Genomic DNA, 20,795 nt, shown 5'->3' with positions numbered 1-20,795 from the left:
CACAGGCGCCGCAACGTTGCTGCAATCCTGCTCGACCAGATGTGGCGCAACGCTCAACGGATTCGGAGATCCTCAATGCGCCTGCTCCTGGTGGAGGACGAGCTGGAAATGGCGGCCGCGCTCGCCGCCGCGCTCGGCCGCTACGACATGATCCTGGACCATGCGCCGACGCTCGATCATGCGATGGCAGCGCTCGCCAATCATGTGCATGACGGCATCATCCTTGACCGGCAGTTGCCGGATGGCGACGGTCTCTCGCTGATCCCGCGCGTCCGCGCGCTCAAATCGGGGATACCGGTGATCGTGCTCACGGCGCGCGGCGCCGTCGATGAACGGGTCCGGGGTCTGGACATGGGCGCCGACGACTATCTGGCCAAGCCCTTTGCCGTTGAGGAGCTTTTGGCGCGGATCCGCGCGCTGATGCGACGTTCGCCCGATATTGCGCCGATCACCGCACGTATCGGCAATCTCGTGTTCGATTTCGATGGCAGGCAGGCAAGCGTCAACGGACGGATCCTCGATCTGCCGCGGCGGGAACTGCTGGTGCTGGAGGCACTGGCACGCCGTCAGGGCCGCACGGTCCAGCGCTCGACACTGGAGGAATCCGTCTACGGCTATGACGACGAAATCCAGTCCAACTCGCTCGACGCCCATGTTTCGCGATTGCGCCGGAAGCTCTCGGAGACGAGCGCCGGCGTGGAGATTCACAGCATCCGCGGCGTCGGCTACCTCCTGAGACCTTCCCTATGAGCCGTCCGGCAAATTCCCTGAAGAAGCGGCTGATCTGGCAGATCCTGGTCTTCCAGGTGGTGCTGTTGAGCGCCGTCATCGCCGGTTTCATGGCCCTGCTGATCCGAGCCGACCTTGGCGGCAAGATCCTCGACGCCGATGCGGCGTCGGTTGCGGCCGGCGCCATCCGATCCGCGCCGGGAGGCGGGCTGACGCTCGTCGAAACGCCCGAATTGAAGGCGATGCGCAGCACCTCGCCGGATTTCTGGTTCGTCGCGCGGGACGAGCGTGGCGATATGATCAGGAGCGGTCCGGTCCCGGATGCCTACCGAAGCATCAGCGAACATCTCGACCGCGTGACCTACGGCGATATCCGCGATGCCGCCGAGCCCTATACGCTCTCCGCCGTCATCCGGACCGTCACCACCGAAAGCGGCACCTACACCGTCCTCAGCGGCGCGGGCCGCCTTTGGAGCGCGCTCTTCGCGGTGTTCTTCCTGATGAACCTGCTGCTCTTGCCGATCGTGCTGATCGTCGTCCTCATCCCGGCCTTTGCCATCCCGATCATCGTCAGGCGCGCCTTCTCCGGCCTTGCCGAAATGGTGGACCAGGCCCAGAAGATCGATGTCGACCGTCGCGGCGCGCGGCTGCCCGATCACCGCATTCCCGGCGAAGTGCGGCCGCTCGTCGAGGCCTTCAACGGCGCGCTGCAACGGCTCGACGAGGGATATGAACGCCGGCAGCGTTTCATCCTCGATGCAGCGCACGAACTGAGGACGCCGGTCGCCATCCTGCAGACGCGGCTTGAAGGTATGGATGCCGGCCCCTTGCGCAACCGGCTGCTGATCGATTCCAACCGCATCGCCGGGCTCGCCGAGCAATTGCTCGATCTCGAACGCATCGACCGCGACGGCGCGGATTTCGGGCAGATCGACCTGGTGTCGCTCTGCCGCGACGTGACGGCCGACCTCGCTCCGCTTGCGCTTTCGGCCGGCTGCGAGCTTTCCTTCGCGACGGGCACGGAGCGCGTCGTCGTGCGCGGCGATACCGGTGCGATCGAGCGGGCGGTCACCAACCTGGTGCGCAACGCGATCGAACATGCCGGTGGCCTCATCACCATCCGGGTGGAGCGTGGCGGCGTGATCGAAGTTACCGACGAAGGCCCGGGTATTCCGGAACGCGAACGCGAGCGGATCTTCGAGCCCTTCCATCGCCTGCAGCCGCGTGACCATGGCGCCGGGCTCGGCTTGCATCTGGTCAGCGAAATCATTGGCCGCCACAAGGGCCACATTTCGGTCGTCGATGATCCCTCGGGTGGCGCCTGCTTCCGCATCTCCTTGCCCACCGGCTAGGCCGTTTCTCCGCGCCGACATGGTTAACGTATAATTAACAACAAAATCAGCAACTTAGACGATCTGCGCAATGTTGACGCAATCCGTGGGGCCGACAAAGGCCATGTACCGTCCAAACATCACCCTCTCGCCTCCAAGGTGAAACGTGCATGGGAGGACGCAAGCGCCATGACGGCGCGTTTCCTATCCACGGAGCAAGATAATGCGGCAATCCAGCAAGTTTTCCATCTGGTCGGGTCTTCCCCTCCTCGCCCTCTTCGGCGCACAGCAGTCCCAGGCGGCTGACTTCTCCGCGCCCACCTACCAGGATCCGCCGGCCTTCAGCTGGAGCGGCGCCTATGTCGGCGCCCATGGCGGTCTCGGCTTTACCGGCAGTCCCAATCCGTTCGCCGACCGCAACGGCGTCGCGCTCGGCGTCCAGGCCGGCTACAACATGCAGGCCGGCCCCGGCATCGTCGGCGCGGAAATCGAAGGTTCCTATCTCGGCGACACCGAGCACAAGGTCAACGGCGGCAAGCTCAAGGAGAAATGGCGCGGCGCCATCAAGGCGAAGGCGGGTCTCACCTTCGACCAGACGCTCGTCTACGGCACGGCCGGCTACGCCATGACCAGCTACAAGAAGGGCGGCGGCGTACAGAAAGACGTCGGCTTCAAGGGCGGTTACCTGCTCGGCGCCGGCGTGGAACAGGCCTTTGCGGGCGGGCTCTCCGCCAAGCTCGAATACAACTACATCACGACGCCGGATGTCCGTACCCACACCGTCTCCGGTTCCAGCGAGAAGGACATCAACAGCCACGTCATCAAGGCCGGCATCAACATGCGCTTCTGATGGAACCGGCGGCTTGCTGCGGCGTTGCAACGTTCCTCGCTGCAACGCCCGACAGGCCGGCCCTTGCCCCGATCACTCCGCCGCCTCCCTCGCCGGCCGCTCAGGCGTCGCCAGCCGGCGCCAGATCGGCGCCAGGGCAGCGGCGATCTCGCTGTAGAGCGCAAAGCGCCTGTCGTAGTGCGCGGCAAGCGCCGGGTCCGGCCGGTAATGACGCTCGGTCTTGACCATCGCCGCAGCACCGGCGGAAACGTCGGCAAACAGACCGATGCCGGCGCCCGCCGTGATCGCGGCGCCGAGCGCGCCCGTTTCCCGTGAGCGGGCGACCGTCACCGGCACATCAAGCACGTCGGCAAAGATCTGCGGCCAGATCAGGCTGCGCGAGCCGCCGCCCGAAAGCACCGCCTCATCGAACCGCGCGCCGGCAAAACGCAACGCCGCAATGTGCTGACGATGGCCGAAGGCGACACCTTCGAGCACGGCGCGCACCAGATGACCCTTCGTGTGCCAGCCCGCTACGCCGTAGAAACCCGCCCGCGCGTTGCCGTCCTGCTGTGCGCCATAGAGGAACGGGTGATAGAGCGGATCGTTTGCAGCCGGCTCGATCTCGGCCGCCAGCTGGCAGCAGAGATCGAAGGGCGATCGACCATCCTTGCCGTCGTGCGGGAAGAGTTCGCGCACCAGCCATTCGAGATTGGCCGCCGACGTGGCGCTCGCCTCGATCGCAATGTAGCGCTTGCGGTCGAAGGTCGAGGACATGAAGAGCGGGCGTGTGAGATCAGGCTGATCGATGATCACCTGGTTGATGCTCCAGGTGCCGGCGATGATCGAGGCGGCGCCCGTCTTGGTGACGCCCGAGCCGATCGCCGAGGCGACCACGTCGAAGAGACCGCCGACAACCGGCGTGCCGGCCGCCAGGCCCGTCTGCGCCGCCGCTTCCTCGCTGACCGTGCCGACGACATCGGCGCTCTCGGCGAGACCCGGCAGCAGGTCCATGTCATCGCCGAGACCGTAGGCCCTCATCAGCGCCGCATCGTAGCACCGGCCGGCAACGTCGAGCAGGCCTGCGCCGCTCATGTCCGAGACGTCGCTGACGCGCGCCCCGGTCAATCGGTTGACGACGAAGTCCTTGCAGAGAAACACCGTGCCGATCCTCGCAAACTGCTCCGGCCGATGGCGCTTCAGCCAGGCGAGCAAGGTCGGCGTCTGCGAAGGCCAGGGCTTCTGTCCCGCGATCGGGTAGGTTTGTTCGCCAACGTCTTGCGCCTGCCATTCCTCCACGAGGCCCGCCGCACGGGTATCGAGCGACTGGATGCCGAGGAGCGGCGCACCGTCTCGATCGAGCGCGTAAAGACCGTTGCCGTGACCGGCGCAGCCGATCGCCGCGATCTCGCCGGCATCGATACCGGCGCGCTCGATGCAGGCGCGGATCACCACCTTCGCATGGGCCCAAAGTTCACCGAGCCCCCGCTCGACATGGCCCGGCATCGGCACGTGGCTATGCCCTTCCTCCGCGGCCATCGCGATCTCGTTGCCGTGACGATCGAAAAGCACCGCCTTGATCACGGTGTTCCCGGCGTCGATCCCGAGCAGATACTCTCCCATAGGCGAACCCCTCCCAAGGTTCTCAATTCAATTGCCGGAACGCCGCCGGTGTCCGCGCGCGCGGCAGCGTTCCCTCGTGTGCCGATGCATCGCCTCCGGGCGATGCCGGTCGCCGATTTCAGCCGCGCTGGTAGAGCGCGTAGGCTTCCTCGCCGCTTGCATCCTCGTGAATGATCGCCATCAGGCCGCGCACGACGGCGCTCGGATTGGCGTGCTGGTAGATGTTGCGGCCATAGACCATGCCCATTGCGCCCTGGCGCATCAAGGCCGCGGACTTGTCGAAGACGTTGCGCAGGTCCTCCTTGCCGCCGCCACGCACGAGAACCGGGCAACGCGCCGCCTCGACCACCCTGTGGAAATCCTCCGCATTGGTCGTCGGATCGGCCTTGACGATATCCGCCCCCATTTCGCGCGCAAGCCTCGTCAGCGTCACGATCTTTTCGGCGTCGCCGTCGACCATGTAGCCGCCGTGCTCGGTCACCGGCTGCATCACCAGCGGCTCGATCATCAGCGGCATGCCGTACTTGTCGCAATCGGCCCGCACCCGCGAGATATTGGCGACGCATTGGCGGAAGAGATCCGGCTCGTCCGGCAGCATGAACAGGTTGACGACGACGCAGGCGGCGTCCATCGCCAAAGCTCCGATCAGCGGCTCGGCCTCGTTCTGCAGCACCGCCCACATGTGCCGGTGGCGGATGCGGTTATAGGGGTTGCCCATGTCGAGACGCATGACCAGCGCCGCCTTGTCCTTGCCCGGCACCTCCTGCAACAGATCGGCCTGGCCAAAGTTCATCTGGATCGCGTCCGGCGCGGCGGCAACCAGCGCCTTGACCACCGCCAACATGTCCTCCAGCCCATTCAGGAAGGACGGTTCGTTGCAGACGCCGTGATCGATCGCGACATCGAGGCAACGTCCACCGCCAAACAGACGGTTCATCCGGACCTTGCTGTTGTTTCGCATAATGCACTCCTTTGTTCGTTCCGTACGGATAGGGTTTCCTCGTCGACGCCATGGCGCTCGACGAGAAGGGTAAGAAATCGCTTACGCTCTGTTGCCGCCTGCGCCGGCGGCCAGTGTTTCTCGGTCGCCAGCAAGGCCAGCGCCGCATCCACCATGTCGAGCGAGAGCTCGCCTGATATTGCCAGCGTCGTGCGGCGCAAAAGCAGATCATCGAGATGCTCAACGACCTCGTTGCGGATCAGGAACTGCAGCTCGCGTGCCGAGTAGTAGGGGTGCGGCAAGGCATGATCCGTGCCGGCAGCGATGAAATCGGCGATCAGGGTCGAGTCGGTTCCGTAACGCGCAAGCAGCGTGTGCACGCGCGCCTTGGACAGGCCGGTCGCTGCGGCCACATCATGGACCCAGGCGTCGTGATCGGAGGGAAAGTGCCGGCCGCCACCGATCGCTCGCTCGCCGGTCGACACGTGGCGCTTCCTTGCGAGCCGCTCCAAAGCGAGGTCCGCCGCCATCTCGCCGAAGGAACGGAACGTCGTCCACTTGCCGCCGATCATGCAGAGCACCGGCGGACCATTCTCCGCTCCGTCCACAAAGGTGCAGAAATGGTCCCGCGGAATGCGGCCGGTGAAGCTGTCCTGGCTTGCAGGCAGCGGCCGGACGCCCGCGAACTGGAAGACCACCTCTTCGGGCCGGATCCGGATGTCGGGCAGGACGAAGGCCAGCGATTGCAGGATGTAGTCGCGCTCGTCCGCCTCGCAGCGCACCGTCTCGGGATCGTCGACACGGATATCGGTGGAACCCACCAGCACCTTGCCGAGATAGGGAAAGAGGATGCAGATGCGGCCGTCCTCGTTCTCGTAATAGATCATGTGGCCGTTAAGCGCGTCCATCAGCGCCGGGTTGTCGATGATGAGATGCGACCCCTTGGTGCCGCCCATCAGCGGCGCCGGCTTCGACGTTGCGGGAAACAGCGCGCCGTTGGCGATATCGATCCAGCCGCCGGTGGCGTTGATGATGAGTCCAGGCTCGATCGCGGCCGAGGCGCCGCGGATACCGTCCTTCAGTTCAAAGCGCCCGGGGGCTGCAAGCGTCAGTTCCCCATAGTTCAGCGCCCGGGCATGCGGACCGGCAGAAAGTCCATCCTTCAGAAGCTCGATGCCGAGGCGTTCCGGCTGGCTGACCCAGGCGTCGTAATAGGTGGCGGAACTCTTGATTTGAGGGTTGAGCGCCGGCCAGCGGGCAAGTGTGGCGCGCCGCCCGCGAAAGGCGTGTTTCGGCATCAGCGCGCGCTTGCGCGTCAGGAAATCGTAGATGCCGAGACCCATCTTGACGGCGACGGCGCCGCGGCGGCTCGGTCGTCGCGTCAGCCCCAGGAAGCGAACTGCGCCATTGGCAAGACCTGAGAAGATGTCGAAGATCGGCACCGTCGTCGGCAGCGGCGCCACATAGTGCGGCGCGTTCTTCAGCAGCCGGTCACGCTCGACGAGCGATTCCCTGACCAGGCTGAACTCGCCGTTCTCGAGATAGCGGAGCCCGCCATGCACCATGCGCGACAGCGCCGCACTCGCGCCCGAACAGTAGTCGTGCTTCTCGACGAGCAGCACGTTCACCCCCTGCAGCGCCAGCTCCCGAAAGACGCTGAGGCCGTTGATGCCGCCGCCGAGGACGCACACGTCCACCTTCGGGCTCTTGGAAAGCCCGTTGAAAATCTCTTCCCGGTTCATGATGGCAGTCCGTTAGCTGTCCATGTTGACGAGCGTCGCCGCGATCGCCGCGTCGATCGCGTAAAGATCCTCGTGATCGAGCCGGATCGTCCCGGCCCTTGCATTGTCGAGCGCCTGCGCCGGATTGCGCGCACCACACAGGGCGAACGTGACGCCCTCCTGGGCAAGCGTCCAGGCAATGACGATCTGGGCGATCGTCGCGCCATGTTTTTCGGCGACCGGTCGGATCGCCCTGGCGAAGACCGCGACCTTGTCGCGGTTGCTGACGGAGAAGCGCGGATTGTCGCGCCGCTGGTCGTCGCCCGAAAACACTCGCTCCGGCCCGATGCCGCCGGAGAGAAGACCAAGCGCCAGCGACGAGTAGCTGAGCGTCGCGACGCCGTTGCGGCGCGTCAGCGGCAGGAGATCAGCCTCGATCTCGCGATCGATCATGCTGAAGCGCTCCTGGATCGCATCGAGCCCGCCGATCGCGATGTATTGTTCCAGCTCGCCGCGCCCGACATTGCTGGCGCCGATCGCCTTGATCTTGCCGGCCTGGCGCAGCTCTTCGAGCGCTGCCATGGTTTCCTCGATCGGTGTCGTCGGGTCCTGCCAATGGGTGATGTAGAGGTCGATATAGTCGGTGCCGAGCCGCTTCAGGCTCTGCTCCACCTCGTGGTGGATGGCATCGCGGCCGAGGTAACGATGCACCGGCTTGCCATCCTGGTCGAAGAAGTGCCTGCCCTTGTCGGTATGCCAGACGAGACCGCATTTGGTGGCGATGACAGCCTTGTCGCGGCGGCCGGCGATCGCCTTGCCGACGATCTCCTCCGAGCGCCCGAGGCCATAGGCGGGTGCGGTATCGATCAGCGTCACGCCGGCGTCGAGCGAGGCCTGGATCGCGGCGATCGACTCCTTCTCGTCGGTGCCGCCCCACATCCAGCCACCGATCGCCCAGGTGCCGAGCCCGACGGCCGAAGCCTTCACGCCGGATCGGCCGATCTCCCGTTTCAATTGATCCCCGCTCATGCCAGAAGTCCCTTTTCGCTAGCCATGGCGAGCACGCGCTCGCCGGTCGCCTCGTCGGTCACCAGCGTGTCGAGGTGGTGCCCCCGCATGACGCTGAGGATCGGGCCTGCCTTGTTCGGTCCACTCGCCACCCCGATCTTCGTCGGGATCGAGGCAAATTCCTGAAGCGTCAGCGACACCAGCGAACGGTTGAGGCTGTAGTCGCAGACCTGGCCCTTGTCATCGAGCAGATGGGCGAGCAGTTCGCAGCTTGCGCCGGACCGCTCAATCGCCGCCCTGTCGGTGCTCGAGGACGGGTGCAGGTCGTAGTAACTTGAATCGTCCGAGAGGATCGAGCCGATGCCGACGACGGCGACCTTCGCCTCGCGCGCCCGTCCGAAGACATCGGCCACCGAGCGCATGTTGATCAGCATCGCCCGCTCGGCGGCATTGTCGGCAAAAAGCGGCGCGTGGATCTGGAAGGAGCGGCCGCCGAGCCGATCGGCCATCAGCGTCGAGACGTGGTTGACGTCGGTATAGTGCTTGCCCTGGACGCAGCCGGTCGCGGGGATCACCTCGACATCGAAGCGACGCGGCGCCTGAAGCCCGGCGACGACGGCGCTGACGCCCTTGCCGCCGGTGATGCAGATCGTGTCGCCATCGCCGATCTCTTCGATGAGCAGCCTTGCCGCCGCCTCGCCGACCGCCTGGAGGGCGGTCTGCTGGTTATCGGAGACGGTCGGCACGACGATCGCCCGACGGATGCCGCCGATCGCGAGCAATTGCTCTTCCATGTCGACCAGAGGCTCGATCGGCGACTTGATCTTGATCTCGACCAGGCCGAGCTGGCGTCCGCGCTTGATCAACCGGTTGACGGTCGGCTGCGAGATGCCGAGCCGGTCGGCGATCTGCGACTGGGTGAGGCCTTCGAGGAAATGCAGGACCAGCGCCTGGTGCATCTGCCGGGCAACGACGAGCTCTTCTCGCACGCTTGAAACCGGGGTCAAAGTGGGTTTGGCGATCGGCATGGTCAGGCGGCCTTCCGCTTGTGCAGCAAGTGGTCGATGGAAACGGCGGCCAAGAGAATGCACCCCTTGATCATGTCCTGCCAATAGACGGAGACGTCGAGCAGGATCAGCGAGCTGGTGACGACCGAAAGCAGGGCGATGCCGAGGATGGCGCCGAGGATCGTGCCAGAGCCGCCATTGAGCGAGGCGCCGCCGATGACGGCCGCCGCGATGATGTTGAGCTCCATGCCGACACCGAAGGTGGGCGTCGCGGCACCGAAGCGCGACATGTAGATGACGCCGGCGACGCCAGCGAGCGTCGAGCAGAGCACCGTCACCCAGAATTTCACCTGCTTCGTCTTGATGCCCGAATAGAGAGCCGCCTTCTCGTTGCTGCCGGTGTAGAACACCTTGCGGAAGGCGGTCGCCCGGCGCAGCAGGAAGTCGAACAGGATGACGACGGCGACGAAGATCAGGATGACGTAGGGGACGCCATGGAAGGTGCCCTGTCCCACCGCCTTGAAGGACGCCGGCAGTGTGAAGAGCGACAGCGGCGTGCCCTTGGTGATGACGAGGCAGAGACCACGCACGATCACCATTGCCGCGAGCGACGTGATGAAATGGTTGAGCCCGACGACGGTGACGAAGAAGCCCATGATCATGCCGATCATGCTGCTGGCGAGGATGCCGACCAGCGACGCCGTCCACGGATCGACGCCGGCCAAAAACAGGGAACCTCCCAGCACCATGGCGAAGCAGACCACCGAGCCGACGGCGAGATCGATGCCGCCGACGATGAGCAGGATCGTCATGCCGACGACGACGATGCCTTCGACCGAAAAGCTCATCAGCATGGCGCGCAGGTTGCCGAAGGTGAGGAAGTGCGGCGAGGCGAAGCTCATGACGAGCCCGAGCGCCAGGATGATGGCGATCAGCCCGGCCTCGCGCATCGTGCCGATGCGTTTCCAGGCCGGCGCCTGTGCATGCGTTGCAACCATCGTATCAACAGCCATTTCCGCCTCCCCGGCTCTGTCAGTTCTTTCAGGCGACATGTGCTGTCCTGCCTGTTGCGATCGGATCCGCCTGCGTCACGCCGGACGCCAGGCGGATCACCGCCTCCTCGCTCATGTCAGTATCGTCAAGCTCGCCGGCGATGGCGCCTTCGCGCACCACCAGCACCCGGTCGCAAAGCCCAAGCAGTTCCGGCAGTTCCGATGAGATGACGACGATGCCGATGCCGGTTTCGGCCAGTTCGCGCAGCAGCCGATGGATCTCGGATTTTGCCCCGACATCGATGCCGCGCGTCGGCTCGTCCATCAGGATCACCTGAGGCCGGACGGCCAGCTGCTTGGCGATCGCAACCTTCTGCTGGTTGCCGCCCGACAGCGACGAGACCGGCATGTCGATGCCGCCCATGCGCACGCCGAGCCGGCGCACGAAGTCGCGGGCAAGATCGGCTTCCTGCTTGGAATTCAGCAGACCGAGCCGCCCGGTCAGGGTCTTGAGATCAAGTACCGAAATGTTCTGGGCGATCGACAGGTCGACGAAGACCCCGGACCCCTTGCGATCCTCCGAGAGGTAGACGATGCCGGCATCGACGGCATCGCGGTAATTGCCGATGCGCTGGACCTTTCCGCGCAGCGCAATCTCGCCCTTCGACTTGGCCCTAAGACCGCAGATCGCCTCGGCGATCTCGGTGCGACCCGAACCGATCAGGCCGCCGATCCCGAGGATCTCGCCGCGGCGGAGATCGAAGGAAACGTTGCCGATGCGGTCGCCATCGCTCAAATTCCGCACCGAGAGAATGGTTTGGTCCGAGCGCCCCTCCGGCGCCTGTTTCGGCGGATAGAGCTGGCTGATCTCGCGGCCGACCATGCGGCGCACGACGTCGTCGGGCGTCACGTCGGCGATCTTTTCGGTGACCACATGGCGACCGTCACGAAACACGGTGACGCGATCGCAGAGCGAGAAGATCTCGGCCATGCGGTGGCTGATATAGATGATGGAAATGCCCGCGGCCTTGAGGTCGCGGATGATGCCGAACAGCGCCTGCGCTTCGGCCTCCGTCAGCGCCGCGGTCGGCTCGTCGAGGATCAGCACGCGGCAATCGAGCGTCAGCGCCTTGGCGATCTCGACGAGCTGCTGGCTGGAAATGGCGAGGTCGGCGACCTTGCGGCGCACGTCGATTGGCGCCAGCCGGTTCATCACGACCTGCGCTTCGCGTTCGAGCGCGCCGTAGTTCATCAGCGGCGAGCGGCGGCGGTTGGTCGCCGCCATGAACATGTTTTCGGCCACCGTCGCATCCGGGCAAAGGGCGATTTCCTGGTGGACGAGGCCGATGCCGAGCGTCTGGGCGATCGCCGGCGAGGCGATCTTCACCGGCGCTCCGTCGACCAGCACCTCACCGTCGTTCGGCTGCAGCACACCGGCAATGATGTTCATCAGCGTGGATTTGCCCGCGCCGTTTTCGCCGCAGAGCGCGTGGATTTCTCCGCGCTCGAGCCGAAAATCCACCTCCGTCAGCGCCTTCACCGCACCGAAGTGCTTGGTGACGCGCCGGACCTCCAGAACCGGTTGTGCTGTCATGCCGTCCTCCACCCGCAGTCCTGGCTGCCCGGCACCGACCGGGCAGCCAATTCCTGGACCTTACTCGTCGATGCCCTTGGTGCCACGACGCTTCAGGTACTTGTCCCAGTAGAAGTCATCGGCATTTTCGGCAGTGACGATGGAAAGGCCATTGTCGACCACGGGGATGCTCATCGGGTTGAAGCCCGAGCGCTTGGCGTCGTTCATCGGGTCGATCAGCTCCGGGTGCTTGGCGAGCCAGAGCAGCATGAAGCCCATGTAACCCTGCATGCCCTGGTTCGGGTTGATCGAACCGAAGACTTCGCCGGCCTTGATCATGTCGAGGATGTTGGCGTTGACGTCGGCGCACATGACGAGCACCTTGCCGCCGCTTTCCTTGCTGGCCTGAGCCGCACCGATCGCGGAGTTGGCTTCCGGCATGAACACGGCGCCGAGGTTCGGATTGGCCTGGATCAGGCTCATCAGGCCCTGATAGGCCTTGTTCGGATCCTGGTTCGAGGCCGCGCGGCCGACGAGCTTCATGTCGGGCCACTTCTCCGCCATGCGGGCGACAAAGGCGGCGATGCGCTTGTCGTGGTTGTCCTGGCCGGGGTTTTCGAGCACGGCGTATTCGCCCTTGCCGCCCATCTTCTCGGCGATCGCGTCGGCGGCATAGGTGCCTTCGCGGGTGTTGTCCGAGGTGATGAAGGAGACTCGCTTCGACAGCGGCGAGTCCGCCGCGAAGGTCACGACCGCCGTACCCTGGTCGATCGCCCGGTTGATCGGCTCGATGAACGGATCGGAGTTCATCGGGTGCACCAGAATGCCGGCCGGGTTCTGCGCCAGCGCCTGGTCGAAGGTGGCGATCTGCTTGTTGACGTCGTATTCCGGCGTGCCGGTATACTCGGTCTCGCAGCCGAGCTGCTGGCCGGCCTGCTTGAACATTTCATAGACCGGGAACCAGTATTCGACACCCGATACCATGACGTTCATGACGTATTTTTCGCCGGGCTGGCAGCGAAACGGGTTCGCCGTTTCGGCGCTGGCCGAACCGGCCCAGAATGAAGCTGCAATGACCGCCAGCGCGGTCGTGCTGAGAAATTTGCGCACGCGTCCTCCTCGAGGCCGAAGCCCCTCCCAAAACCGATGGGCCGCCTGGTTGCGGCCGCTGAATGCATGAGTTTGCCGGAACTCCTCCTCGACCTCCGACGATTGCGATTAAAGCCGCGGACTCAGCGTCTGTCAATATAATTCAAGGCATGAATAATAATTCATACACGACGTGGAAAACACTGAATGAGGCCCTTCAATCTCCTGTCACGGGGATCGGCTAGACGGCGGCGATGGTTACCCTGCAACAGATCGCCTTTCATGCCGGCTGCTCGCTGGCGACCGTCTCGCGGGTGCTGAAGGGCGAAGGCCCCGTCAGCGACGAGATGGTGCGCCGCGTACGCCGGGCCGCCGCAGAACTGGGCTACCGCCCGCAGCCGGCCACGGGCCGCACCGCCGGCCGCAGCCAGCCGGTTGTCGGCGTGCTGGTGCCGAGCGTCACCAACCCGGTGTTCTCCGCCTCGCTCGGCGGCATCCAGCACCGCATGCAGACAGCAAACCACGGCGTGCTGATCGCCCAGTCCAATTACGATCCGGCGCTCGAGGCACGCGCCGTGCGTTCGCTGCTCGAACAACGGCCGACGGGGCTGATCCTGACGCTCTGCGATGCCAGGACCAGCGAGGCGCTTTCGGCGGCGCTGCCTCCGACCGTGCTCCTCAACAACCGGCCGGTCGCCCGCTTCGCCGCCGCCGTCACCGTCGACAATTACCGCGCCGGCTTCGAGCTCACCCGCCACATCCTCGACCACGGCCATCGCCGCATTCTCGTCGTCTCCGGCCACTTCCGCTCCTCCGACCGGGCGCGCCTTCGTTATGACGGGTACTCCGCCGCCATGCGGGAGGCCGGTGTCCGGCCGATGGAGGCGGTCGAAATCCCGTTCGTCGACGGCTACGAGAGCCTCGATCTTGGCGCCGTCATCGCGCAGCACCAGCCGACCGCGATCATCGCCTCCAACGACCTGCTGGCCCTCGGCGTCATCGCAGCGCTTCGGCGTGAAGGCCTTTCCGTGCCGGACGACATCTCCGTCGCCGGCTTCGACGGCATCGCGCTTGGCCGGCTGATGACGCCGACGCTGACGACCATCTCCATGCCCGACGGCGACATGGGGCTTGCGGCGGCGGCGCTTTTGCTCGACATGGCCGAGAACGCGTCGGGCTGCCGCCATCTCAACCTCGATTGCCGGCTCTACCCGGGCGGGACGGTTCGCCACCTCGCGTGAGCAAATACGAAAACGCCGCCTCGAAGTTTCCTCGGGGCGACGTCTATCGATTCGGCTACAGGATCAGCTGCGCGGCAGCAGGCCTTCGACTTCGGCGGCAGCCTCGTCCAGCGCTTCCTTCGGCGTCGCCTGCTGCTCGACGATGCGCGACAGGTTCTCGACGATCGTCTGCGTGACCTTCACGCCGTTGCTGCCCGGGAAAGCATACCAGGGGCGCATCAGCGGCATCTGCTCGAGACCGGCGCGGAACAGCGGGTTTTCCTTGTAGAAGTTGGCGAGATACTCGGGCGACTTGGCGGCAAGCTCGTTGTTCGGCACGTAGCCGGTGCCGGGAACGACGACCGAGGCGCCATAGGGACCGGCGGCGAACTTCGCGAACTTCCAGGCGGCTTCCTGCTTTTCGGCGTCGTGCGTCAGGATGACCACGGCGTTGCCGCCGGTCGGCAGCTTGCCCTTGGCCGGATCGATCAGCGGAATGTGCGCGGTGCGCAGGTCGAACTTGTCGCCGACATTCTTGATCGTGTTGCGCAGCGCGCCCGTCGTCTGGAAGGCGAAGCCGACCTTGCCGGCAACGAAGGCCTGTTCACCGGCCTGCTTGGTCAAGACCGGCAGGCCGCCTTCCTTGACCATGCGGTCAAGCACCTCGACGGCCTTCTGTCCTTCTGGACCGTTGAAGGTCACCTTGCTTTCGTCCGCGCTCAGCATGTCCCCGCCGGCGCCGAAAAGCAGCGCGGAGAACATCCAGTCGTCGCTCTGCCAGCGGAAGTCGATGCCCTCGTTGCCGTCGCCGAGCGCCTTGATCTTGCCCCCGAGCGCGATGACCTCGTCCCAGGTCTTCGGCGGATTTTCCGGGTCGCCGCCGGCTTTGCGCACGAGATCGGCGTTGTAATACATGATCGGGTTGGAGGTGGCGAAGGCAAGGCCCACCTGCTTGCCGCCGACCTGGGCGAGCTTCAGGATGTTTTCGGAAAAGCCCTGCTCGGCCATGTTGCCGTCCTTGGCGATGAACGGGCCGAGGTCGACGGGAATGTCGCGCTCGTCGACCATGCGCAGACGATTGAGGCCGATGAAGGTGAGATCGGGCATCTCGGCCGTTCCGGCCTGACGCATGATCGTCTGGATGCCCTCCTCATAGGTCGCCGACGGATTGGCGAAGGTGATCTTGATATCGGGGTTTTCTTCCATGAACTTCTTCGAGATCGTGTCCATCACGTCCTTGAAGAAGCCGGGCATCGGATAGTGAACTGTGAGCTGGGTCTCAGCATAAGCGGGGGCGGCGAGCATCAGCGATGCGGCAGCCGCGGTGAAAAGCTGTCTCAGATGTTTCATGGGATGCGCTCCAGGTTGGACCGTTCAGCCTTTGAGACCGGTCATGGTGATGCCCTCGACGAAGCGCTTCTGCGCCAGCAGAAATGCCGTCACGAGGGGAAGGGTGATGATGAGGGTGGCCGCCATCAGCGCGCCGTAGTCGTCGCCGGCTTCGGCGGCACGGAAGTACAGAAGACCGAGCGGCGGGGTCGCATAATCCTGGTTGGTGACGACGATCAGCGGCCAGAAGAGATCGTTCCAGTGGGCGACCACCGAGAAGATCGCGAAGGCCGTGATCGCCGGCCAGGCATTCGGCACGATGACCCGCGCAACGATGCCCGCCTCCGACATGCCGTCGAGCCTCGCCGCATGGATCAGCTCATCCGGCATGGCGCGAAAAAACTGCAGGAACAGGAAGATCGCAAAGACCGAGATCGAGAACGGCGCGACAAGGGCTGCGTAGCTGTTGAGCACCGAGAGCCTGTCGAAGGCCACATAGATCGGCAGCGCCGTCGCATGGATCGGCACGAGCAGGCCGAGCATGACGAGAACCATCATCGTGCGGGCCGCGCGGAACTTCAGCTTCGCCATGGCATAGGCGCAAGGGATCGCAACGACGATCTGGATGACGAAGATCAGCGCGCAGACGATGACGCCGTTGAAGAGCAAGGTTCCCATCGAGACACGCGACAGCGCCTTGGAGAAATTCTCGATGTAGGACCATTGCTGCGGGATCAGCGACAGCGACGAGGAGAAGATCTCGCTCTGCGCCTTGCCGGCGGTCGACACCATGAAGATGTAAGGCGCGAGGAAGATGAGAGCGCCAAGGGACAGCACCGTCAGACGGGCGATGCGGGCGACGGAAGGGGCGTTGGGGGTCATGCGTAATGCACCTTCCGGTCGAGCACGCGGTACTGCAGGAACATCAGGACGACGAGGATGGCGAGGAAGACGACGGTCATCGCCGAGGCGTAGCCGACGCGCAGGTAGACAAAGCCTTCCTGGTAGATGGTGAAAAGCAGCACCTCCGACGCCTTGTTCGGCCCGCCCTCGGTCAGCGTCTTCACCGTCTCGAACACCTTCACCGAATTGATGATGCTGATGGTGGTGACGAACAGCGTCGTCGGCCCGAGCATCGGCCAGGTCACGAGGCGAAAGCGATCGAACCAGGATTTCGCACCATCGACTTCAGCGGCTGCATAAAGCTCGCGCGGGATGGCCGTGAGGCCGGCCAGAAACAGCACCATGTTGAAGCCGACCGACTGCCAGATGCCGATGATCGAAAGCCCGTAGAGCACCGTGCCGGAGGCGCCGAGCCAGTTGGGGCCGGCAATGCCGAAAAGCGAAAGGAAGGTGTTGATCGGGCCGATGGTCGGGTGGAAGAGGAATTGCCAGACGGTCGCCATGGCGACCAGCAGTGAGGCGACCGGCAGGAAATAGACCGTGCGGAAGAAGGCCCGCCCCTTGGTCTCCGCCTCGATCAGCATGGCGATCGCCAGCGCCAGCACGATCGAGACCGGCGTGACAATCAGCGTATAGACGGCGGTGTTCCAGAGCGAGCGGCGAAACGTGCGGTCGCCGAAGAGTTCGGCATAATTCTCGAAGCCGACGAAACGAAAGCTGCCGTAGCCGAGCTCGAAATCGGTAAAGCCGAGCACGATCACGGCCAGCGTCGGTAAGAGGATGAAGAGAAGGAGAAGCGTGATTGCCGGCAGCGCCAGCAGCCAGGCGATGCGGGCCTCGCGCGCTGCAGGCTCCGCGATCGCGGTCTCGAAGGTCGCGACGCTAGCCATGGATCTTCTCCAGGGACGCTGCGATCGCAACCGGCTCGGCCTGAAGGCGGGCGCCTTGCTGGTCGAAGAGCATCGCGCGGTCCGGCATAATCTCGACATCGACCGGCTGACCGAGACTAAGCGCCGCGGCCTCTGATGGCGCGGACTTGGCGGTGACCACGTCGCCGATCGCATCGAGACGGGCGTGGACGATGACCTCCGAGCCGAGGAACTCCATGCGCTCGACGCGTCCGGTCAACCGGCCCGTGCTTGCGGGATGGAAACGCACGAATTCCGGGCGGATCGTGAGCTGCACCGGTGCGTCGGGTGCACGCCCGCGGTCCGCCAGAAGCAGCAGGTCGCCGAAGCGCACGATACCGGCGGCATCGGTACGAGTCTCCAGCACATTGATCTTCGGCTGCCCGAGGAAGCGCGCGACCTCGATATGGGAGGGGTTGTCGTAGATTTCCTTAGGAGCCGCCAGTTGCAGGAGATTGCCGCCGATCATCACGGCCACCCGGTCGGCCATCGACAAGGCTTCCGACTGGTCGTGGGTGACGTAAAGCGTCGGCACGCCGGCGCGGCGGTGCAGATCGACGATCTCGCCGCGGGCATGGACGCGCAGGTTGGCGTCGAGATTGGAGAGCGGCTCGTCCATCAGGAAGACTGCGGGACGGCGCACCATGGCACGCGCAAGCGCCACGCGCTGCCGTTGGCCGCCGGACATCTGCCCGGGCTTGCGGTCGAGCAGATGGTCGATCTTCAGCGCCAGCGCCATCTCCTTGACCTGGCGCTGGATCTCGCTGCGGAGCTGCTTCTGCCCCGGCAGGAGATTGCCGACGACCGGCAGGCGCTGCGCCGCCGAAAGCCGCCGCATGGCAAGCGGCACGGCAATGTTCTGGCCGGCGGTCAGATGCGGATAGAGGGCATAGGACTGGAAGACCATCGCGACGTTGCGATCGGCCGCGGCCATGCGGGCAACGCTCTTGCCGCCGATAACGATTTCGCCGGCGTCGCCGTGGTCAAGGCCGGCAACGATGCGCAGAAGCGTGCTCTTGCCGCAGCCGGACGGGCCAACGAGCGCGATGAACTCGCCGGCCTCCGCCTCGAGGCTGACGCCCTTCAGGATGGCGTTGCCGCCATAGGACTTGGTGATGCCTTGAAGCGAAAGCACGCTCATTGCGCCGCCTCCACCTGTGGCTTCTTCTTGGCCGCCAGCGGATAGACCTGTTCGACGATCGGATCGAGCACATGGCTGACCAACCCCGGAACCCGGATAATTTCGCTCGATACGCCGGCATCGGTAAATTCATGCACGACGGCGCCGACCAGCCGTTCGCCCGGCATCGGCCGCTCCAGCGCATCGATGATGAAGGAGGTCGGCGGCGCCCAGACGAGCGACGTTCCGGCATGTTCGCCGGTCCACGCCCAGTGCAGATGGCCGCTTGCATGCAGCGCCACCTCGGCATCGGCGAAGAGCTCGAAGAGGCGCTGGCGCTGGAGCGGACGAATGCCCCAGTAGCCGGTATCGCCTTCCTTGGGGTCATCGACGAAGAGCGGTTTGTGCGCGAATATCGCCACCTGGCGGCCATCGCGGCTGAGCAACTGTTCCTCAAGCCAGGTGAACTGCCTGTCCTCTTCCACGTCCTCGAAGCCAATGAGCAAGCTGTTGAGCCCGATCAGCCGCCAGTCGCCGTGGTCGCGGCTCCAGTAGTCCGGACCGGCGAGCCGGCGCCAGCGGGCAAGCCGCTCAGCATCGACCGGCTGGTGCGAGCCCGGCAGGTGGCCGACATCGTGGTTGCCGGGAACGGTCAGCACCGGCATCGAAAGCTGGCCGATCAGGCCGAGCGAATAGGTGATGTCGTCTTCGTGGTCGGCACCGTCGATCGTCACGTCGCCGGTGTGGACGACGAGGTCGGGCGCCACCTCCTCGATCCAGGCGCGAACCGGTTCCCAATTGCCGTTGAAATGGCTCTTGGCGGGACTGAGATGGGTGTCGCTGATCTGAACGATCTTCATGGAAACGGGCCTCCGACGATGGCTTGCGGTATCCGCGTCGGAGGTCTGTCTCTTCCCTCACCTGCGGTTGGCCGCAGTCTTTAGGGAGCCGCCATGTCAGTTTGGTAACAGCCGTTCTCAGCTGATTTTCAGTTTCTCCATGAAAGCGTCATTTTCCGGAAAACCGACGGGCCGGGAAATCGGGGCCAGACCGCGCCGATCGAGGCGGGTGGCGCTGCTGTGTTCCCAAAAATCAGGGCCTTGCCGCGCGCTCGGCCTGACGTGACGCCGGGCAGGATTGCGCCATCACCGTCGAAAGCATGGCGTTCGACGCATCGGCCTCGGCTACGATCCACTCGCGAAAGGCCTGGATCTTCTTCTGCCGCCTGGTGCTTTGCGGATAGACCAGCCAGTAGGCGCGGCCGTCGCGCACCACATGCTCGAAGGGCCGGATGAGCCTGCCGCTCTTCAGCTCATCCATCAGGAAGGTCGAAACGGCGATGGCGATGCCGTGATCCGCAAGGATGGTGGCGACATCCATCGCCTGAACGTCGAAGATCAGCTCGGTGCCGTTGCTTGCCGGCGGCTCGACGCCGTTCTCGATCATCCACCGCCGCCACCAGTTGGCGTTGCCGAAGCGCCGGACGCGCAAGACGTCCAAGGGCTCCTTCAGCTGGTGCTTTTCCAGGAATGACGGCGTGCAAACCGGCACGTAATCGAGCGGGAACAGCGGAAACACATCGTTGCCCGGCCAGTCGCCGGCGCCGCTGCGCACCGCGAGATCGATCGCGTCGCGCTTGAAGTCGACCAGATCGGTCGACATGTGCACCCTGATGCTGATGTTCGGATGGGCCGTCTGAAACGTGGCGAGCCGCTGGCCGAGCCAGCTCGAGACGACCGTTGGAAGCACCGAGATGTGCAGATGGTGTTCGGTCTTGTCGGCAATCTCCGAGAAAGCCGCGCCGAGAAGGTCGATCGCTTCCGTCACCTTTGGCGCCAGCTGCCGCCCGGCGGCGGTCAGCCGCACTTCGCGTGGAAGGCGCACGAAGAGCGGCGCGCCGATGCGATCCTCCAAGAGCCGGATCTGGTAGCTGACGGCCGCCTGCGTCATGCCGAGCTCGTCGGCAGCGCGGGTGAAACTCAAGTGCCTGGCGGCTGCCTCGAAGGCGCGCACCGCACTCATGGGGGGAATCTTGCTCATGGAACTGAGATAAGCATTCTTTATGCCAGCATGCGAGAAATCGCTTTGCGCGAAGCAGCAAAAACCCTCACTTTTTTCGCGAACACACGACGTTTCAGAGAAGTGAGGATAGCAATGCTTAGGGCAGTGCGATCAACGATTTACCATGTCCTGAACTGGGCCGGCAACGCCCTCAGCGCTCCTGTTGCCATCGATGGCTTCAACGAGTTCCAGCTCCGCGACATCGGCCTGACGCGAGACCAGGAGCACATCCGCGCGCGCGTCGGCGACGCCTCCGATCCATGGCACTGGCCGGAGGAAGAGGACACTCCGACCAAGCCGCAAGCCTCGCCCGGGCACCAGCCCGTGCACAGGCCGCATGCCGCGGCGGTCTCGCCGCGGGCGTCGGCCGGAGAAAATAAAGACATAAGCATTTCTTTATGCGATTGACGGG

Annotated in this window: 19 protein-coding genes; 5 read left to right on the top strand and 14 right to left on the bottom strand. The window is 64.6% G+C overall.

Features of this window, described 5'->3' with window-relative positions:
* Positions 1–75 precede the first annotated feature (75 nt).
* The 3 genes from C1A35_RS23195 to C1A35_RS23185 all read left to right on the top strand — a co-directional run bounded on the left by C1A35_RS23195 (position 76) and on the right by C1A35_RS23185 (position 2,910).
* On the top strand, positions 76–750 hold the full coding sequence (locus C1A35_RS23195) for a response regulator transcription factor (RefSeq protein ID WP_104666615.1): 675 nt from the start codon (positions 76–78) through the stop codon (positions 748–750).
* Complete coding sequence (locus C1A35_RS23190; protein WP_104666614.1) at positions 747–2,081, top strand: sensor histidine kinase; 1,335 nt, start codon at positions 747–749, stop codon at positions 2,079–2,081. The genes C1A35_RS23195 and C1A35_RS23190 overlap by 4 nt, the downstream gene beginning before the upstream one ends.
* 202 nt (positions 2,082–2,283) lie before the next feature.
* Positions 2,284–2,910 (top strand): outer membrane protein, encoded by a 627-nt coding sequence (locus C1A35_RS23185; protein WP_104666613.1) that lies wholly within the window; start codon positions 2,284–2,286, stop codon positions 2,908–2,910.
* Positions 2,911–2,982: 72 nt separating this feature from the next.
* Here C1A35_RS23185 and C1A35_RS23180 read toward each other — a convergent pair whose 3' ends face one another.
* The 8 genes from C1A35_RS23180 to C1A35_RS23145 form a co-directional block, all read right to left on the bottom strand.
* Positions 2,983–4,512, bottom strand: a complete 1,530-nt coding sequence (locus tag C1A35_RS23180) for an FGGY-family carbohydrate kinase (protein ID WP_104666612.1) — start codon at positions 4,510–4,512, stop codon at positions 2,983–2,985.
* Between the two features lie 118 nt (positions 4,513–4,630).
* Entirely contained in the window at positions 4,631–5,473 is an 843-nt protein-coding gene (locus C1A35_RS23175; protein WP_104666611.1) for a class I fructose-bisphosphate aldolase, read from the bottom strand.
* Positions 5,446–7,194 carry a glycerol-3-phosphate dehydrogenase/oxidase gene (locus tag C1A35_RS23170; RefSeq protein WP_104666610.1) on the bottom strand — a complete coding sequence of 583 codons (1,749 nt, stop codon included), beginning with the start codon at positions 7,192–7,194 and terminating at the stop codon, positions 5,446–5,448. The genes C1A35_RS23175 and C1A35_RS23170 overlap by 28 nt, the downstream gene beginning before the upstream one ends.
* A gap of 12 nt (positions 7,195–7,206) precedes the next feature.
* Positions 7,207–8,202: an aldo/keto reductase gene (locus C1A35_RS23165; RefSeq protein WP_104666609.1), complete on the bottom strand. Its 996-nt coding sequence runs from the start codon at positions 8,200–8,202 to the stop codon at positions 7,207–7,209.
* A complete protein-coding gene (locus tag C1A35_RS23160) occupies positions 8,199–9,209 on the bottom strand; it encodes a sugar-binding transcriptional regulator (RefSeq protein WP_104666608.1) in 1,011 nt (336 codons plus the stop codon). Before C1A35_RS23160 ends, C1A35_RS23165 begins: the two co-directional genes overlap by 4 nt.
* A gap of 2 nt (positions 9,210–9,211) precedes the next feature.
* Entirely contained in the window at positions 9,212–10,201 is a 990-nt protein-coding gene (locus tag C1A35_RS23155) for an ABC transporter permease (protein WP_104666607.1), read from the bottom strand.
* Between the two features lie 28 nt (positions 10,202–10,229).
* Positions 10,230–11,774, bottom strand: a complete 1,545-nt coding sequence (locus C1A35_RS23150) for a sugar ABC transporter ATP-binding protein (protein WP_104666606.1) — start codon at positions 11,772–11,774, stop codon at positions 10,230–10,232.
* A 60-nt stretch (positions 11,775–11,834) separates the two neighbouring features.
* Positions 11,835–12,863: a substrate-binding domain-containing protein gene (locus C1A35_RS23145; RefSeq protein WP_104666605.1), complete on the bottom strand. Its 1,029-nt coding sequence runs from the start codon at positions 12,861–12,863 to the stop codon at positions 11,835–11,837.
* Between the two features lie 233 nt (positions 12,864–13,096).
* Between C1A35_RS23145 and C1A35_RS23140 the strand changes: the two genes are divergently transcribed.
* The gene (locus C1A35_RS23140; protein WP_104666604.1) at positions 13,097–14,083 is read left to right on the top strand and encodes a substrate-binding domain-containing protein; all 987 of its coding nucleotides are present in this window, start codon (positions 13,097–13,099) and stop codon (positions 14,081–14,083) included.
* Between the two features lie 63 nt (positions 14,084–14,146).
* Here the strand turns inward: C1A35_RS23140 and C1A35_RS23135 are convergent, their stop codons facing one another.
* The 6 genes from C1A35_RS23135 to C1A35_RS23110 all read right to left on the bottom strand — a co-directional run bounded on the left by C1A35_RS23135 (position 14,147) and on the right by C1A35_RS23110 (position 20,344).
* A complete protein-coding gene (locus tag C1A35_RS23135) occupies positions 14,147–15,412 on the bottom strand; it encodes an ABC transporter substrate-binding protein (protein WP_104666603.1) in 1,266 nt (421 codons plus the stop codon).
* 24 nt (positions 15,413–15,436) lie between these two features.
* Positions 15,437–16,273 carry a carbohydrate ABC transporter permease gene (locus C1A35_RS23130; RefSeq protein WP_104666602.1) on the bottom strand — a complete coding sequence of 279 codons (837 nt, stop codon included), beginning with the start codon at positions 16,271–16,273 and terminating at the stop codon, positions 15,437–15,439.
* The gene (locus C1A35_RS23125) at positions 16,270–17,184 is read right to left on the bottom strand and encodes a carbohydrate ABC transporter permease (protein WP_104666601.1); all 915 of its coding nucleotides are present in this window, start codon (positions 17,182–17,184) and stop codon (positions 16,270–16,272) included. The genes C1A35_RS23130 and C1A35_RS23125 overlap by 4 nt, the downstream gene beginning before the upstream one ends.
* Positions 17,177–18,343, bottom strand: coding sequence for an ABC transporter ATP-binding protein (locus tag C1A35_RS23120; RefSeq protein WP_104666600.1), 1,167 nt, complete (start codon positions 18,341–18,343; stop codon positions 17,177–17,179). The genes C1A35_RS23125 and C1A35_RS23120 overlap by 8 nt, the downstream gene beginning before the upstream one ends.
* A complete protein-coding gene (locus C1A35_RS23115) occupies positions 18,340–19,182 on the bottom strand; it encodes a metallophosphoesterase family protein (RefSeq protein ID WP_104666599.1) in 843 nt (280 codons plus the stop codon). Before C1A35_RS23115 ends, C1A35_RS23120 begins: the two co-directional genes overlap by 4 nt.
* Positions 19,183–19,414: 232 nt before the next feature.
* Positions 19,415–20,344 (bottom strand): LysR substrate-binding domain-containing protein, encoded by a 930-nt coding sequence (locus tag C1A35_RS23110; protein ID WP_158665135.1) that lies wholly within the window; start codon positions 20,342–20,344, stop codon positions 19,415–19,417.
* 63 nt (positions 20,345–20,407) lie between these two features.
* Between C1A35_RS23110 and C1A35_RS23105 the strand changes: the two genes are divergently transcribed.
* Positions 20,408–20,791, top strand: coding sequence for a hypothetical protein (locus tag C1A35_RS23105; RefSeq protein WP_158665134.1), 384 nt, complete (start codon positions 20,408–20,410; stop codon positions 20,789–20,791).
* The last annotated feature ends 4 nt before the right edge of the window (positions 20,792–20,795 follow it).

The sequence above is a fragment of the Ensifer adhaerens genome, from assembly GCF_002940685.1.
Classification (GTDB): Bacteria; Pseudomonadota; Alphaproteobacteria; order Rhizobiales; family Rhizobiaceae; genus Ensifer; species Ensifer adhaerens_E.
Note: the sequence above shows the minus strand (reverse complement) of the source record. Positions and strands in the feature narration are given on the sequence as shown.